This is a genomic window from Paenibacillus guangzhouensis, from assembly GCF_009363075.1.
Lineage (GTDB): Bacteria > Bacillota > Bacilli > Paenibacillales > Paenibacillaceae > Paenibacillus_K > Paenibacillus_K guangzhouensis.
In genome coordinates this window covers 607,218-621,843 of sequence record NZ_CP045293.1, presented here as the reverse complement: position 1 = coordinate 621,843, position 14,626 = coordinate 607,218, and the positions used below count along the sequence as shown (strand labels likewise).

The window sequence follows — 14,626 nt, the reverse complement described above, 5'->3', positions numbered from 1 at the left end:
ACGAACCTATCCTTCGTACGCAATTGTCTTCTCATGCTGGAGCAGCCAATTTTTGCGCGACAATCCGCCGCCATATCCGCCCAATTCGCCATTCGCGTTAATGACACGGTGACAAGGAATCACGATGGCCAGCTGATTCGCTCCATTAGCCTGAGCCACGGCCCGGAAAGCCGTCGGTCTGCCAAGCGATACGGCGAGATCCGAATAAGAGCGCGTCTCTCCGGGCGGAATCTGCACCAGTTGATTCCACACGCTCTGTTGGAACGGAGATCCGATCAGATGCAGCGGCGTCTTGAACGACTTCAGTTTGCCATCAAAGTACTGCGTCAATTCTTCCTCAATCGATTGAATCGGCTTCGTCGTACCAGGAATGATCGCTGATTTCGTCCGCAATCGCAGCCGCTCTACCTCACGTTCCAAGCCCCGACGATCCACAAATTCCAATAAATATAACTCATGCTCATCTGCAATCGCAACCATCGGACCAAGCTTCGTATCGATCCAAGCGGCCTTTAGCACCTTGCTCTCATCCAGCATCGTCGGCGCTGCGCCCATGATACGCGAGAACGCGTCGCGAAAGCCGCTGCTGGATTCATAACCTGATGCGAGCTGGGTATCAATGACTGAGGTCCCTGCCTTGATATGCTTGAGCGCAAGTCCCATCCGACGGGAGCGCGCATATTCGATGAACGTCATGCCGAAGCGTTTCTTGAACTGCCGTCGTGCAGTTGATTCATCCATCGAGAGATTCCGAAAATCTTGAGTCTTCCACCGCTTCTCCGGGTTCTGTTCCACCGCTTCCACGAGCTGGCGGACAACGTCTGATACTTGATTCGGATGGGATAAGGGTCGGCAGCGTTGGCAGGGTCGGAACGATGCCAGCAGCGCCTCCTTCGCCGTCTCATAGAATTCGCAGTTCTCGAACTTCGGTTTCCGTGCGGGACAAGTCGGGCGGCAGAATACCCCGGTTGACTTGACGCCTACATAAAATACGCCCTCATACTCCGAATTTTTCTCGATCAAAGCCTTATAGTATTCGCCGTATCGCGACGTCGGTATCATACCAGCACTCCCTACTATGTGTTGTTATCCTAATTATAGCCATAACCGGGAAGTGCCGTAACCGAAAATCAGGCAGCAATTTGACATGCATATATTTTCCTTGTAACATTGGGGCTATAATACAGTATGACAGCTTACTAGATAAGGAGGATCATTCCTTGCAGAAGATTAAAAAAATGCAGCTGCACGAAATCGCTGCGCAAGAAATCGTGAACTACATCCAAGAGAACGGCATGCAAAAAGGAGACAAGCTCCCTTCGCTGGAGGAGATGAGCAAGCTGCTCGACGTGAGCCGCACATCGATTCGCGAAGCGCTCCGCGCGCTCGAGGCCATGGAATTCGTCAAGATGTACAATGGTAAAGGCGTCTATGTCGATGATCCTTCCTCTTACCGATTCTCGACCAAAATTGATGTCAGCAACGAGAAGACGCTTCTCCTACAAGCTTGCCAAGTTCGCAGGGCACTCGAAGGTCTGGCGGTTGAACTCGCAACCGAATATGCGACCGAAGAGCAAATCGAACGGATGATGCGTTACTTGGACGAGATTAAGAACAATCCCGATGGCCCGATTACGAATCTCGCTGACAAAAATTTTCACCAGACGATCTACGAAGCATCCCGCAATACGGTCCTGCAGAGCATCATTACATCCTTATCCACATTATTCGATACGTTCTGGGAATCAGCGCCGCTCGGCCAGCAGAGCTTGTTCCAAGATACGTTCCCGTTCCATCCGGCCATTGCCGAAGCAATTGCGAACCGTGACAAACAAGAAGCCGCAGTTCAATTCAACCGCTTAATGGATGCGATTGAACAAAACATTCAGAATGTTGCCACAGAGAATAAATGAGAAAAGTCCGGATGACAACGAATTTACCGCTGCCATCGGGACTTTTTTTTGCTCCGCTATGACTTCACTGCGCACCGATAACCGATGCTCTCGAAGGCTTGCTCCATATCCTGCATGAGATCCTCAGGTTCCTCCAATCCGACATAGAGTCGCACGATGACCGTGCCATCGGACCATTCTCGCATATAGACCAGACTTTCATAACCGCCCCAGCTAATCCCTTTTCGGAACAATAGCAGGGCATTCGCCCATCGTCTCATCGCTGACATCGGAATATCCGTCTCGAACGAAAATACGCTGCTGCTTCCCCGCATTTGTGACTTAAACAACTCATGCTGCGGATGATCTTCCAGTCCAGGCTGATTCACCCGAATGATGTTCGGCCTCTCACGCAAATGCTGCGCAACACGAAGTCCATTCTGCTCATGCTTATTCATTCGCAGCGGCAATGTGCGCAAGCCGCGCATGAAGATCGCTGCGCTCTGCGGATGTAATATGCCGCCAAGCAGCTGGAATTCTCCTGCGAACAACTCGTCCATATGCCGCTGCGAGCCAATAACGACACCGCCAATCAGGTCGCTATGCCCCGATATATATTTGGTCATCGAATGAACGACCAGATCGATACCAAGTTCAAGCGGATTCTGGAACATCGGCGTCGCCCATGTATTATCGATAATCGTCGTCGCTCCTATCCGAGATGCGAGCGCAGCGCACTTGCGGATATCCTGCAATTCGAAGGTAAAGCTGGTCGGACTCTCCAAATAGATCAGTCTTGTATTGGCTTGAACGGCCGCCTCGATCTGCAAGACATCTCTCCCATCCACGAAGCTTGTCTGGATATGAAATCTGTTCAGGTACTGCTCCAAAAATTTCTTCGTCGGACCATAGGCCCCGTCGACACAAATGATATGATCACCAGATCGCACCACGGACAGAATGGCTGCGGTAATTGCGGCCATACCAGAAGTGAAGCAGCGGGCCTTCTCCCCGCCTTCCAGCTTCGCAAGTTTGTCTTCGAGCAGCGCAACGGTCGGATTATTCCCTCTTGTATAGATCATGGAGCTCACTTCGAGGCTGAGCGCCGTCTCGAGTTCTTCATGCGTCTTAAAAGTAAATAAGCTGTTCTGATACACCGGAAATGATACCGCGCCATAATGCCTTTCATCATGTGAATCGTGCACGACGAGGGTCTCTTTGTTCAATCTCACCGGTTCCTGCATGTTCTTTCATCCCTCCTCTTCCGACTTCCTTCTGTATGGTCTATCCTTTCTCTGCTCCTTGGGTTAGTCCGCCGACAATCAATTTCTGACAGAATGCAAAAATGATAATTGTTGGAATTACAGACAGTACCGCGCCCGAAGACATCGGACCCCAATCGATATTAAATTTCGTAATGAACCCATTCATCGCTACCGGGATCGTCTTCGAGCTCTCTTGATCGATGAACATAATGGATAGGAACAGCTCGTTCCAGTTCTGCACGAAAGCGAAGATGAACGTCGCCGCAATCCCTGGCAGCATGACCGGCAGAATCACTCGAATTAGTGCAGTAAGCCGAGAGCACCCGTCAATCATCGCCGCTTCTTCCAGACTGGATGGAATCCGGTGGAAGAACCCGCGCAGCATGATCGTACAGAACGGGATTAACCCCGCAGTGTAGACGATCATCAGGGAATACAGCTTATTGAGTAAGCCGAAGTGCGACATCATAATATAGAGCGGCGCGAAGCCGATAAAAGCCGGAATCATCTGCGTCATGAAGAACGCGTACATAATCTGCTTGCTGCCTCGAAATTGATGCCGCGCGAGGACATACGCACTAAGAACCGCCACCATCAGTACGGCTAACGCAGCCGTCAGCGATACAATCAGGCTATTCATAATATAAATATGAAAATTCGAAATATTGAAAATATTAATGAAATTATCAAATGAAAGATTCGCAGGCCAATATTTAAGCGGTATCGAGAAAATCTCATCCGATGGTTTTAACGACGTAATTGTAATCCAGTAGAGCGGGAAGACCATCACGATCAGGAATAACCCCAGAACGAGAACTTTCATGGAAGTACCGAGCGTCTGAAATCGATGTCTCATTAGAAGTCAGCCCCTTTCCCAGACTTCGTCGCTGTCAGATAGAAGATCGTGTACATCGCGAGTAGAATGATCATAATGACGCCGGCCGCCGCTGCTTGACCGTAATCGCCGCCGAACATAATTTTGTCCATCATATACGTAGCAAGAATATGCGTGGAGCCGGCTGGACCACCATTGGTCATCGCATAGATGATATCCGGGAAGTTGAAGATCCAGATGACGCGCAGCAGGGTCGAAGCAATGATCGTCGGCATGATGTATGGAATCGTCACGTAGAACAGCTTATGGAGCCAGTTCGCCCCATCGATCCCCGCCGATTCATACAAATCATCCGGAATCGATTGCAGCGCTGCGAGCAACATAATGGCAAAGAACGCAATGCCATACCATATATTCGCGACAATGACCGAAGCCAGCGACCATTTCGGATCGGATAGAAATCCGATCCGCTCTTCGATAAGTCCTACTTTTAACAGTAAGTCGTTCATGACGCCAATCTGCCCATTCAGCATCCAGCGCCAGATGATCCCGATCAAGAACCCCGACATCGCCCAAGAATAGAAGACGAAGCCTTGATAGATACCACGCCCTTTGAAAGGCTTCTTCAGGAGAAGTGCGAGGATGAACCCGATAACAAACTGACAAATTAAGGATATAAACACCCAGTAAAAGCTATTGGATAACGCTTGTAGAAATTGCGGCTGTGCAAAAATCGTCCTGAAGTTCTCAAGCCCTATGAAGTGGATATCCGTTAAGTCGAATAACGTATATTTCTGAAACGCCATCCCAATTCCCCGAAAGAACGGGTAGAACGTGAACATGCCCACGAGCACAATCGCCGGAAGCAAACAGAAGAATATGAATTTGCTTTGACCAGATAGTGGCTTTTTGATTTTTGCCGTGTTCTTCATGACTTTCCTCCTTGCGGGTGACGTTTACGACGGAGATCAGAGACGCATTCGCTCCAATCTCCCCGCACGAAGTCCACCTATTTTTTCTGGTTTGCTTTTTGCGTTGTCCAATACGTATCCCAGTTCTTAAGCACATCTTCCGTCGACCGCTGCTTCAAGATCAGCGCCTGATTATCTTCCACGGCAATTTTCTTCGATTCGCCATAACCTTGATAATCCGTTGCGTCTCTCATCATGAAGTAGGCATCCGGTTTGTTGTTCATTTCGATAAATGGCTGATACGCGCCCTTCTTGAAGAATTCGTCTTCCGCTGCCGTCGTATGGATCGGAATCAAGCCGACAGCTTTGGAGAACACCAAGTTCTGCTCAGGATTCGACAAGAATGAGATAAGCTTCCATGCTTCTTCCTTATGTGTGCTATAAGAGGTCATTCCCCAACCAGCCGCGCCGACGAAACGAGGGGCTTTGCCGGTAGGACCAAGCGGGATCGGCGCTGTTGCCCATGTGCCTTCCTTCATCTTCTCCTTGGTCACCGCAATGACATCCGGGTCGTTGATAAGCATCGCCGTAACGCCGGATACGAAGCTCTCCACCGTCTCGGAGAACGCCCAGTTGAGTGAATCCTTCGGTGATGCTTCGTTATAAATCTTCGTGAACAAGTCCATCGCTTGCTTCGCTTCTGGCGTCGAGAAGATCGTCTTGCCGTCCTTCAAGAACATCGAATCATCGGGGTTGATCTGATCCGCATTGAATGCCTGTGTGATCATTAACGTGTAGTTATCGCCACCCGCGCCGCCGCGGTAAGCATAGCCATAGCGATTTTTCGCCGGGTCTGTGAGGGCTTTCCCCTTCTCATAGACTTCCTGCCAGGTTGCCGGAGGGGTCATGCCTTTCTCATCGAACCAATCTTTACGGTAGAACAATACTTTCTGATACAGGCCATAAGGAATGTAATATGGCGTATTGTCGATGTACTCCGCTGACATCTTCGCACTGTCATTCAGCGTCTTGTAGTCGTCCCACTTGCTCGTATAAGGCTTCAGATCTTCAATGAATTTATTCGTTACAAATTGCTTCGCTGTAATATCGCGAACTTCGAGCACATCCAAATCTTCTTTGGCGCTGAGCATCGTCGCGATTTTCGTATCTGCATTCTGCAGCGGCGGCGAGATGAGCTCAACCTTGATCCCCGGATTCTGTTGTTCGAATACAGCCAGCATTTTCTTCAGCGTTTCTGTTCGCTCCGGACTGGTCAAACTCTCGATCATCTTAAGTGTAACCGTCGCTCCTCCTTTGGAAGCGCTGTCAATCTTCTCGTCAGAAGATGAACCACACCCGGATAAAACCGTAGAGACCAGTATCGTGCATGCAAAAATGAACCCCAACCTACTCTTTGTACGAACCATTTCAGAAGACCTCCCCATTTGTATTGGACACAGCACAGTTAAGTTCATGGTATGCGCGAGCATGCCAACTATATAACTGTATACCTGTATTACAGGTAAATATAGTCTATTCACTTATTGCTGTCAATACTGCCGACAATATTAATTTTCGAGAGAGATTTTTACTAAAGTAACAAGAACCAAATAAGGTTGAAGAAGTTAGATAACCGGTAAACACCGCCATATTATGAAGTTAAAATATAGTTTTAGTTCAAAAATAATCCATTTTCATCTCGATTGTCAATTTATTTTTACTAAAAAATTAAAATATTTTAGTAATATTAAAATGAAATATACTGCCCCCAGCACCTCGACAGAAACAGCAGGGTTAACGAAAAAAGGATGTACAGCCTGATTTTTTGCATAGTCACGAGCCCTATTGGCAATAGTATGAGGGGTCACATGAGAGCGTAATGAATTCATGAGGAGTGAACGATATGGCACCAAATAAAGAACATGCAAACAACGATGAAGATCACATTGGTAATGGCGAAGCATTGGGGACTGTAAGCGGCGGTGCAATGGGTGTTGTCATCGGTTCTGTGCTAGGTCCCGTTGGTTCCGTGGTAGGCGGTATTGTTGGTGCGGCTTTGGGCAACAAAGTTGGTGATACCGTTGAGGATGGCGACTACACGGCGAACCCTACAGAAGAATAAGCAACAATTTAGGAACGTAAAAAATTCCTAGGGGTTATCATCATATCACGTTGATAACCTCTTTTTAGCGCAAAATCTCCCAATGGCTGTTCCAGCTAGAACAAATCATTTGATCCAGTATACTGCGGAGTGAACAAGCATGCTCAACAAGAAAGCCCTAAGAAATGTGAAGGATTCCATAAATCAAATATTGCTTCCTAAGGTACATAAGGTAGTCATCTCGTTCATGATCATAATATTGTTCTCCTATGCAACACATCGAAATCGAGCGGTGGCAGAACCTTCGTTGCCTATTGTAGCGGAACAAGGAATCTATTCCATTGACATCTATCCCGAGCGCCACAAAATGGTCGTACGAACCAAAGACAAAATCGTGAAGACCTATACTGTCGCTGTCGGCAATCCAACAACGCCAACCCCTGTTGGAGAATACCAAATTATATACAAAGGGAAGAACTGGGGGCCTTCCTTCGGTCCTCGGTGGCTTGGATTAAATGTTCCTTGGGGTGCTTACGGTATTCATGGGACCAACCGGCCGGACTCCATCGGAAGTCATCGCAGCCATGGGTGCATTCGGATGCGTAATTATGATGTACTTGAATTATATGAGCTGATTCCCCTTGGATCCAAAGTAACCATCTATGGTCATGTTCTTGGAGATAGCAATCATGAACCGAGAAGATTGGCAGAGGGTGATGTAGGGGGCGATGTACAGTTGGTCCAATCACGTTTGAAAAGTGCTGGATATTTTCGAGGCACGAGTAACGGCAAATTTCGTTCAGATACAACGTTAGCCGTAAAACATTTTCAGAGGGATCATGATATGCAACAAGATGGTGTTATTACAGCAGAGGTATATGAGAAGCTTGGCTTGTTGGAATAGATGACAACTCCACACCAGCGTGACGTTCCCTGAGCCATGCTCGTCATGTTCAGATTTCATAACGCCAAAAAAGGTTATGCCCTAACGGGCGTAACCTTTTTTGCTTACAGACTTAATATTTACCTAATTTCATGGCGACCAATCCGCTTGCTCACGAGCACCATGCCAACGGCAAGTACTAGAAAGTACACGGGCATCACCATCAAAGAGCCACTGTGTAGATAACTCATACCGCTCGTAATCAGACTAACCAGCAAATAATAGGCTAGTCCAAAAATCGCGCCTGCCGTACCTGATACGTCGCCGTATTGAACCAATGCCAGGCTCAAACAGTTCGGAATCGCCATGCCAATCCCCAACAAGAGAATGAAAATACAAGCAATCATAAGCACCATATCGATCACGGAAGGGCTAATGCCCCACAGCACGAGTGCTGTAAGACATGCGGCGCCTGCCGTTGTGACAAGACAGCCGAGCAGAATGATGTGAACGGCCGAATATCGGGCTAACATACGGCGGGATATCATCGCCCCGATGATGGAGGACAAAGCCACGAAGATCCCAAGGAACCCGAACACGCCCGGTTGAATCCGGAAATAGCCGATAAAAATAAAGGGCGCTTCCGCGTAATAGCTGAACAGGATACCATTCGTCGCACCAATGAGAAAACCATATCCCCAGACTCTACGATCCTTCAGTAAACGCCTTGCCACGGCAACCGTACTGATCTTGGTGATCGCTGACGCTTCTCTCGTCTCAGCTAAGGCGTAGAAGGCATAGGCGAAGATGCCCACACTCATCACCACCAAGGTGAGGAACACCGCTCGAAAGCCAAGGGATTGATCCACCCATCCGCCAATCAGCGGGCCGATCGCCGGCGTAAAGGCCAGTGCGGCGGAGATTTGAGCGAACACGGCGTGCCGTTTCGCGCCATCGATACTCTCGCGCAGCATCGTCTGTGTCACGACGGAGCCTGTACTCGCGCCAAAGGCTTGAATCAATCGACTGACGAGCAGCCATTCGACCGAACCAGACAAATAGCAACCTAGACTGCCCAAGCCATAGACAGCAATTCCCCAGAGCATCGCAGGACGTCGACCGATCGAATCGGATAACCTCCCCCAGCAGAAGACACCAAGCGCAAAGCCTAGAAAATAAATGCTGAGCGTGAGCTGGATCATGTTGCTGCTGGCATGGAATTGATCCGCGATATCCGGTAACGATGGTGTATAAATGGTTTCACTAATTTGTGGGAATCCCACAAGAACAATAAATAAGAACAACGACGTCGTTGAGATTTTTCTTTCCACTGCAAACTCCCCCTATCATTTTCGAAAATCTCAAAAAAGATTAAGGGTTGTCAGGGAATCGGGGGTTTGCATTTAATCAATCTAGCAAATGAGAGCATCTTAATATCACCTTGCAATGTAATAGGGGGGTAAATCTATTAGACATTATAGCAGGAATGCATCATTCTCACAAAAAAGCCCGAACCATCAAGGTTCGGGCTCTCATCACATACTAATCTTCCAACAGCTTGGCAAATTGCATGACACGTTCCATTAGCGTTACCGCTTCAGCGCGCGTCGCCGCCATTTTCGGAGCCAATTGATCTGAACGAACACCTTCCATCACCTTCTCTGCTACGAGCAGCGCCATCGACTCTTTCGCCCATTCGCCAATCTGTCCTGCATCTTTATAACGGCTTGTAAGTTCGATGCGCCCATTTGTAGGCTTGTGATCCAAGTGAACCATCGCACGTTCAATCATGACGGCCATCTGCTCGCGCGTCACTAGAGCTTTCGGCTGGAATGTGCCGTCAGGCATCCCGTCAATCAGCCCAGTTTGGCTGGCCGTATGCACGGCTCCCGCGAACCAATCTCCAACCTGAACGTCCCGGAATGCCGTTGAAGCAGGTTGATCTGTCGATGGAAGGCTCAAGGCTCTTACAAGAATCGCCGTGAATTCCGCACGCGTCACTTGACCGTTCGGATCAAATGCATGCAAGGAAGTCCCTTGAACAATTTGCTTCGCAGCCAAATGCTCAATTGATGGCTGCGCCCAATGGCCAGCCGTATCTCCGAAGGTCGGACGAGAGGAAATAACCATATATTCCATACTCGCGTAGCCTTGGAAGATCACGGTAGTCCCGCCCCCGTCAGCCGCGGGCTGGAATTGAGCAGGCACGAAGCGCAGCTCCTGCGTCTTCGGATCGATCGCTACGACCGTTGAGGTTCTCGGATCGATCTTCGAAGCGAACGACATGTTCTGTCGAACCGGTTTAGAACCGATGTCAACTGCCGCCTGCCCCCCATTCGCCACTGCCGTCACAACAAAAGATGACGGATCATTCCATAATGTCATCCCTCGCTGCGTCATCGCCTTCCGTTCCTTCTCCAAGAGCAGGTCCGGCTTCGATTGCATCGCTACGACGAGCTTGATCATCGAAGCTTGCGCATGCATAGACTTCTCCAGCTGTGATACAGCCAGCGATTGGAGCGGAAGCTCCAGCACGGAAGCGCCGGATTGGATTGATAGCATCGCTTGAGGCAAGGCACTCTGTCCCTCTTTCAAGGCCGCGGCAGGCAGCTCGACCTTCGATCCGTTGCCTTCACGAGGGACGGAAATTTCAATAATTTCCGCCTTCTCTTGGGCATCCGAATGAGCTTGTAACGCTTGAAACGCCTTCAACAGCGCCGCTTGATCCACCGCGACCTTCGCATACGCAAGTCCATTCTCCATCTCTTTAGACATCGTTAGCGCTGAGGCGGGGATTTCAGTTGAGATCGACGTATCCGTTACCTTAACGGCCGGCAGTCCAGCATCCGGATTTGGCTTCGATCCGCCAATTTGGCTCTGCCCACCCCCGCTTCCGCCGACATGTCCTGTGTTCCCGTTGTCGCCACCATCCGCCTTCTTCTTCACGGTGAATGAACGACTGGAAAGCTCAGCATCGCGTCCTTGCCCGGTAACCACCGTATATTCCCCCACTATCGCATCTGCTGGCAACGTAAATGCATCAGCAAATGACCCTTGCGTGACATGCACCACGTTAATATATAGCACCGTTCCATCCGGACGAACGACCTTTATAACAACCTCATTGTAAGACGAGGTACCGGACAGCTTCACTGTATCCCCGGCAGCCTTCACCGAAGCATCCAGCACCAATCCAGGCTGAGCCGCAGCTCCCGCCGGAACGGGAATAGAGGTTAACAGCAGAGCTGTCAGGAGGAAGGAAATGACGTGTTTCTTACTTACCAAGGCAATCTCCTCTTTCATCATTGTTCTAGGCTGCAGGAGCCTGCATCAGATCATTTATCTCAGCGTTACCGGCTCTGCAAGCACCGTGCCTACACTCGTCAAATCTGCCGTGAAATCGGACAATACGAGCACATTGACATGGTAGCCGTCCTTGCGGTTGACATTAAATTTCGCGTTAAATGTGCCGCCGGCAGCCGGGATTTCTGCTTGATATGCCGCAATGCCGATCGGCGTATTCCCCTTCATTAGCTGGAAGACGACAACCGCCGTGTTCTGACTCATTGCTGGCTTGACCGTAACCGTCGCATCGACGAGTGAGGTGTTCGTTGCGAGCGCTGCACGCTCTATGATAAATGGATATCCAGCTGGTTGCGCATGTACCGTCACGGTGCTAACCGCCTTAAAATTGCCATCGACCGTCGTCACCGTGATTTCCGCGCGGCCTGCCTTCAGCGCATGGACCACTGCTCGGCCATCACTCACCTCAACCTTGGCAATCTTCTCATCATTCGAGGACCAAGTCACCGCCTTATTCGTTGCTTGCTCGGGTGTCACGGTTGCGACAAGCGCTGATGAATCGCCTGGCAACATGTCGAGCTGCTGCTTATCCAATTGAACCCCTGTTACCGCAATCTCAGCCGGTACATCGGAAATCTCAAAGGTGACACGGCCAAGCTCAATATTATCGTTATCCGTCCGATATTCCGCTTCGCCTACATACACTGCATCATATTTACCCGGCGCGAGATTCAATCCGCTGAAGGTGATTGTGCCGTCGGGCTGCTTCACGCTGTTCGTTTTTTGCTTCGCAATGGCCTTCACGTTTACACCAAGCTTCGTTCCCGCTGGAAAAATCCCGATCCAATCCTCGCGAACCGAGCCGGTGTACGCCACCTGAATGGCATCGATGGGCCGATACGTGCCTTTGACCATATGAACCGTCGGATTGCCAAACGTCAAATCAGGATCGGCAGCCGGATCAAAGATAGGAATTTGATTCGCCATATTCAGCTCGAACTGCGCGTTCGGAATCCAGCTTCGATTCTGAAAATCTCTGCCTTTCACCAATACTTTGTCATCATATACTTCGACATAATAGCCTTGGCTGCCATCTTTGCCCGTATCACTATCCGTCCAGAGATAAGAAGTAGCTGCCGCGTTGAACATCGTGGCATACTTGGCATTGTACATCGTGTCCTTCGCGCCGAGCTCCCAATGCGTATGTCCGCTGAACAGAATGGCTTGCGGGTATTTGGCTAAGATCGTCTTAAATTCCTTATCCTGCCTTACACCGTACCAGTAGAAATTTTTATTGTAGCTCTCGTTCGCGCCCGCGACCGTATTCTTAAGCGGCTGATGATGGAACACGAAGATCGGCTTACCGCTCGATGCATGCTCAGCCAGCTTCTCCTCGAACCACTTCAGCTGCGCGTCGGACAAGTAAGAATAATCCTTCAACCCTTTTTCCGTGCCTAAGAAAATAAAATGATACCCTTTGACCCATACGTCATAATAGCTCGATTTCATAGACGTATATTTCGTAAAGTACTCCGATACTTTACTCCAATCACTCCAGCGAACATCATGGTTGCCTTGGACGAAATACGTCGGCGGCAGGTCTTGCTGGTATTTGCCGAAAATTCGGCTCAGCTCCTGGTATTCTGCTTCTTTTCCGTTATCTGTGCTATCACCGATGGTCATAATGCCGTCGCTGTCAGGATTCGTTGCTAGAATATCTTGCAGGACACGCTCCAGATTTTTGTTATGGGTATGGCTCGCATTGCTCGTAATGTGCATGTCGGTCAATACCTCAAAGCTCATGTTCGGCTTCTTGATGATGAGACCCGGAAGCGCTACTTCAACGCCGTTCACCGACTCCCCTGCAACCGAGTTGGAATAAGCGAGCAGCTTCGTCGCCCCCGCCGGAATAACCGTCTGCGCCGGGAAGGTATAGGTCGCATAGGTTACACCAGTTACGGTAAGCGGCAGCGAGGCAATTACCGATTGACCCGGCAGTTTGCCAACCTGATTCCCCCAATAGAGCGTATAATCCGTTACGTTGGATGGATCGGCAGGCGGTGTAATTTTCACTTCACCCGCCACGAACTCTGTTGCCAGATCCGTATCCTCGAAGGTAATTCCAGCCGGCGGATTCAATCGGATCACCGAGAAAGGCACGCGCTGAAAAAGATTGTACCCGTCGTTCTCCATATACAACGCCTCGTATTCCCCGGGCGATAGCTGCTTGGCGAACGATAATCGTCCATCGGGCTGCGCGGATGCATAAAGATATGTCAGGGACGGGTTGCTGCCTCCTTGGACGGCCCCCTTCTTATAGAGTCCAATCCAGTCTTTTTTGGATGCGCCTGTATAAGATAACGTGATCGGCTGTCCTTCCAAATAGGCTGGCTTGTCCATCGTCACGGTCTGTGCAGCTGCATGCGCGATACGGTCCGGCGTTGCCTGAAGGATCGCCATGAATGCCAGGGTGATGCACAGCATCATGGATATCGTCTTGCGCGTAAACTTCTTCATGAACTTGGCACCTCGATTTCTAAGATTGGTTTGGTTCGATTCCTATTTATTGAGCAGTTTCCACATGAATTTGCGCGTACGAGGCAATGATGACCTGCGCATCTGGAAGCATTTGTTGATCCGCTGCTGCAGTAGCAACGCTCCCTAGTCCAATCGTTACGAGCGCCCCAGCTGCATTCCCCATCTGCATGTCGCCGTTGGTGTCGCCAATAACAGCAACGTCTTGCGGTACGAGTCCCAAGGCGAGACAAGCCTGCTCCACCATGTCTGGGTAAGGCTTCCCGCGCTCCACCGAATCATGACCAAGGATCACATGAAAATATCGATACAATCCCGTCCATTTCATATGTTTGATCGCTTCGGCCGTCTCATCCGCTGTCACGATCCCCATGACCAATCCGTGCTCATGACATTGCTGTAATAGATCCATAATGCCTGGCAGCGGACATGCCGGGCGCAGTTGCTCCATCTCACGATCTGCAAATGCCTTACTCTCCCAAGCAAGTCGTATCGAATCGCCCCAAGAGAGTCCAAGACGGTACCCCTGCCACGCCAGTATCGCTACCAGATCATGAATCGATCCCATTGCGAGCGGGCCGCTTCGGTTATAGTCGCTTACATGACCCGCATCATCATGAACGATGCCCCACAGCTCTGATAACGGCGCAATTTCTGCGGGGAGCTGGCTGGCATAATGCCTGTACAAGGATTCGCTCCATGAGCCCCAGAGGCTTATGAAATCGAGCAGCGTACCGTCCTTATCGAATAATATTCCTTTCACAGCATATCGCATCTTGTTCACGATCAAATCCGCCATGTCCATCTCTCCTGTCTTCCAATTCAACTTGACTGTTCAATAAAAATTGTACACTCGATTTCACACGCCTGTGTCAACGGACGGTTAACTGAACATGGAGAT

12 protein-coding genes are annotated in these 14,626 nt (G+C 49.7%); 3 read left to right on the top strand and 9 right to left on the bottom strand.

The genetic code is table 11. The annotated features are described in order from the left end of the window. Window positions 1–6: 6 nt before the first annotated feature. Window positions 7–1,062, bottom strand: a complete 1,056-nt coding sequence (locus GCU39_RS02600) for a bifunctional transcriptional activator/DNA repair enzyme AdaA (RefSeq protein WP_152392079.1) — start codon at window positions 1,060–1,062, stop codon at window positions 7–9. A 158-nt stretch (window positions 1,063–1,220) separates the two neighbouring features. On the opposite strand from GCU39_RS02600, the gene GCU39_RS02595 reads away from it, so the two are divergent. Continuing rightward, window positions 1,221–1,913 (top strand): FadR/GntR family transcriptional regulator, encoded by a 693-nt coding sequence (locus GCU39_RS02595; protein WP_152392078.1) that lies wholly within the window; start codon window positions 1,221–1,223, stop codon window positions 1,911–1,913. Window positions 1,914–1,969: 56 nt separating this feature from the next. On the opposite strand, the gene GCU39_RS02590 is transcribed toward GCU39_RS02595, so the two are convergent. The 4 genes from GCU39_RS02590 to GCU39_RS02575 all read right to left on the bottom strand — a co-directional run bounded on the left by GCU39_RS02590 (window position 1,970) and on the right by GCU39_RS02575 (window position 6,330). Further along, entirely contained in the window at window positions 1,970–3,136 is a 1,167-nt protein-coding gene (locus GCU39_RS02590; protein WP_152392077.1) for a trans-sulfuration enzyme family protein, read from the bottom strand. A gap of 40 nt (window positions 3,137–3,176) precedes the next feature. Then, window positions 3,177–4,013, bottom strand: a complete 837-nt coding sequence (locus GCU39_RS02585) for a carbohydrate ABC transporter permease (protein ID WP_152392076.1) — start codon at window positions 4,011–4,013, stop codon at window positions 3,177–3,179. Continuing rightward, entirely contained in the window at window positions 4,013–4,924 is a 912-nt protein-coding gene (locus tag GCU39_RS02580; RefSeq protein ID WP_152392075.1) for a carbohydrate ABC transporter permease, read from the bottom strand. The genes GCU39_RS02585 and GCU39_RS02580 overlap by 1 nt, the downstream gene beginning before the upstream one ends. A gap of 77 nt (window positions 4,925–5,001) precedes the next feature. Next, the gene (locus GCU39_RS02575; protein WP_152392074.1) at window positions 5,002–6,330 is read right to left on the bottom strand and encodes an ABC transporter substrate-binding protein; all 1,329 of its coding nucleotides are present in this window, start codon (window positions 6,328–6,330) and stop codon (window positions 5,002–5,004) included. A 476-nt stretch (window positions 6,331–6,806) separates the two neighbouring features. Between GCU39_RS02575 and GCU39_RS02570 the strand changes: the two genes are divergently transcribed. Further along, complete coding sequence (locus tag GCU39_RS02570) at window positions 6,807–7,025, top strand: glycine zipper domain-containing protein (protein ID WP_152392073.1); 219 nt, start codon at window positions 6,807–6,809, stop codon at window positions 7,023–7,025. Window positions 7,026–7,251: 226 nt separating this feature from the next. After that, window positions 7,252–7,908 (top strand): L,D-transpeptidase family protein, encoded by a 657-nt coding sequence (locus tag GCU39_RS02565; protein ID WP_193726953.1) that lies wholly within the window; start codon window positions 7,252–7,254, stop codon window positions 7,906–7,908. Window positions 7,909–8,027: 119 nt separating this feature from the next. Here GCU39_RS02565 and GCU39_RS02560 read toward each other — a convergent pair whose 3' ends face one another. The 4 genes from GCU39_RS02560 to GCU39_RS02545 form a co-directional block, all read right to left on the bottom strand. Continuing rightward, window positions 8,028–9,218: a multidrug effflux MFS transporter gene (locus GCU39_RS02560; protein ID WP_152392071.1), complete on the bottom strand. Its 1,191-nt coding sequence runs from the start codon at window positions 9,216–9,218 to the stop codon at window positions 8,028–8,030. Between the two features lie 211 nt (window positions 9,219–9,429). After that, window positions 9,430–11,193, bottom strand: coding sequence for an S-layer homology domain-containing protein (locus GCU39_RS02555; protein WP_152392070.1), 1,764 nt, complete (start codon window positions 11,191–11,193; stop codon window positions 9,430–9,432). 33 nt (window positions 11,194–11,226) lie between these two features. Further along, window positions 11,227–13,707, bottom strand: coding sequence for a metallophosphoesterase (locus tag GCU39_RS02550; RefSeq protein WP_152392069.1), 2,481 nt, complete (start codon window positions 13,705–13,707; stop codon window positions 11,227–11,229). A 46-nt stretch (window positions 13,708–13,753) separates the two neighbouring features. Then, window positions 13,754–14,524, bottom strand: a complete 771-nt coding sequence (locus tag GCU39_RS02545; protein WP_152392068.1) for an HAD family hydrolase — start codon at window positions 14,522–14,524, stop codon at window positions 13,754–13,756. Window positions 14,525–14,626 lie beyond the last annotated feature (102 nt).

Bases quoted from the DNA above. Each gene is read 5' to 3' on its own strand.
- GCU39_RS02600 (WP_152392079.1), bottom strand. From the start codon at position 1,062: ATGATACCGACGTCGCGATACGGCGAATACTATAAGGCTTTGATCGAG.
- GCU39_RS02590 (WP_152392077.1), bottom strand. From the start codon at position 3,136: ATGCAGGAACCGGTGAGATTGAACAAAGAGACCCTCGTCGTGCACGAT.
- GCU39_RS02585 (WP_152392076.1), bottom strand. From the start codon at position 4,013: ATGAGACATCGATTTCAGACGCTCGGTACTTCCATGAAAGTTCTCGTT.
- GCU39_RS02580 (WP_152392075.1), bottom strand. From the start codon at position 4,924: ATGAAGAACACGGCAAAAATCAAAAAGCCACTATCTGGTCAAAGCAAA.
- GCU39_RS02575 (WP_152392074.1), bottom strand. From the start codon at position 6,330: ATGGTTCGTACAAAGAGTAGGTTGGGGTTCATTTTTGCATGCACGATA.
- GCU39_RS02570 (WP_152392073.1), top strand. From the start codon at position 6,807: ATGGCACCAAATAAAGAACATGCAAACAACGATGAAGATCACATTGGT.
- GCU39_RS02565 (WP_193726953.1), top strand. From the start codon at position 7,252: ATGATCATAATATTGTTCTCCTATGCAACACATCGAAATCGAGCGGTG.
- GCU39_RS02555 (WP_152392070.1), bottom strand. From the start codon at position 11,193: ATGATGAAAGAGGAGATTGCCTTGGTAAGTAAGAAACACGTCATTTCC.
- GCU39_RS02550 (WP_152392069.1), bottom strand. From the start codon at position 13,707: ATGAAGAAGTTTACGCGCAAGACGATATCCATGATGCTGTGCATCACC.
- GCU39_RS02545 (WP_152392068.1), bottom strand. From the start codon at position 14,524: ATGGCGGATTTGATCGTGAACAAGATGCGATATGCTGTGAAAGGAATA.